The organism is Anaerolineales bacterium, assembly GCA_022866145.1.
In the GTDB taxonomy this organism is placed as follows: domain Bacteria; phylum Chloroflexota; class Anaerolineae; order Anaerolineales; family E44-bin32; genus PFL42.
The window spans coordinates 1-1799 of the sequence record JALHUE010000365.1 but is presented as its reverse complement, the minus strand read 5'-3'; the positions used below and the strand labels follow the sequence as shown (position 1 = coordinate 1799).

At 67.4% G+C, this 1799-nt stretch carries 2 protein-coding genes; both read right to left on the bottom strand.

All coding sequences use genetic code 11. The features are described from left to right. Positions 1 to 710: SDR family NAD(P)-dependent oxidoreductase (locus MUO23_11140; GenBank protein ID MCJ7513511.1), on the bottom strand; the 710-nt coding region annotated here is incomplete at its 3' end. Positions 711 to 851: 141 nt separating this feature from the next. Continuing rightward, entirely contained in the window at positions 852 to 1790 is a 939-nt protein-coding gene (locus MUO23_11135; protein ID MCJ7513510.1) for an aldo/keto reductase, read from the bottom strand. Positions 1791 to 1799 lie beyond the last annotated feature (9 nt).

Sequence of the window (1799 nt, the reverse complement as noted above, 5' to 3'; positions counted from 1 at the left end):
TCGGTGGCCGAGCTGGCTATCCAGACCGCGCGCGCAGCCGGGATATCCGGTTCCTGGGCCCACATGCGCACGATAGTTTCCATGACGCCCAGCCTGTCCTGGTAGCCCTCGACCGCGGTCGGGTGGATCAGCATGTCAGTGCGCACCATGCCGGGTAGGAAGCCAAACACCCCGATGCCGGTCGTGCGGTACTCCTTCGCCAGTGACAGCGTGAACGAGCGGACCCAGGCCTTGCTGGCGGCGTAGGCGTTCTGGAAGGCGACGGGGCGATCGGCGCCGCGCCCGAGGACATTGATCAACTTGCCCGAACCGCGCCCCAGGAAGTGGCGCATGGCCTCGCGGCTCCCCCAATACACCCCCAGGATGTTGGCCTGAACCACGGCGACGAATTCCTCGGGCTGGACATGCATCGTAGCGCCGTAGGGTGCCGAGAGGCCGGCATTGTTGACCCAGATGTCGGGGCTGCCGAAACTCTCCAGCGCCAGCCGTCCCAGAGCGCGGACCTGATCCGGATCGGCCACGTCCACGGCCATCCCGGCCGCTCGGTCTCCGCTCTGCGACAGCTCACGCAAGGCGCGCTCCACCGACTCCGGGGAACGCGAAGCGATGACGACTGCTGCCCCCTCAGCCAGACAGGCGCGGGCGATCGCCAGACCGAGGCCGCGAGTTCCTCCCGTGATTACCGCTACCTTGCCGTTCAGGATCCCCATCCAGGCCTCCTGATGATGTGCTTCGAACCAACGAGGCGCAATTGCCCGGGTTCCGATCGAAGCCAATCCTACTTCATTGTCTTGGTTTTGTCCATACTGTATCCAGGATCGGAATCCGATTCGGCGCCAGCCCGGAGGTGCTCAAGACGAACCCGGTCTAGCGGACGCGCCGGCTTCGGCGGCCAGATCGAGGGCGGCCAACTCAGCCTCGGTCAAGCGCCAGCCGAGGGCGCCGGCATTCTCGGCGGCCTGGGCGGCGTTCTTGGCTCCGGGGATGGCCACTGCACCCTTGCCGATCACCCAGTTCAGCGCCACCTGGGCCGGCGTCCGTCCACCATGGGCCTGCCCGATCTCTCGCAACACGTGGACCAGGTGGGACAGGCGATCCGGCGGCACGCGGGAGGCCATCCAGCGCCGCACACCTGGGGGCCTCTTCTCCCGGGTGTACTTGCCTGTCAGCAGACCCTGGGCCAGCGGACTGAAGGCGATCAGCGTGATCTGGTGCTGGCGGCAGGCCGCCAGCAGTCCGCTGCTCTCGGGCTGACGCGCCAGCAAGCTGAATTTCACCTGGTTCGAGGCGAGGGGCAGCCCGAATTGGGAAAGCGCCTCGGCCGCCGCGAGCATCTGGCGCTGGTCGAAGTTCGAGACGCCGATGGCCCGCACCAGTCCCTGGGCATAAGCCTCGGCCATCGCCTGCATCCACGCGCGGATGGCCACCGGCGGCAGCGGCTGGTGAATCTGGTACAGGTCCACCCGTTCGACGCCGATCCGGGCCAGGCTGCGCTGCAGGGAGCGCAGCAGGTCGCGCCCCTGGAGCCTCCAAGGGAAGGGCATGAACTTGGTGGCAACAACGACTGGTCCGCCGCCATCCCGCAAGAACTCCCCCAGCAGGCGCTCCGAAGCCCCATTGCCGTAGACCTCGGCCGTGTCTACCCAGTTCACGCCCGCCGTCAGCGACGCAGCAAATGCCTGCTGGACATCCTGCCGCTGGTGGGTCTTGCCGTATGACCAGAACCACCGGTCGCCCCACTGCCAGGCGCCGAGGCCAATCGGCGTCACCTGAAGCGGGCTCCTCCCCAGCGGGAGCGT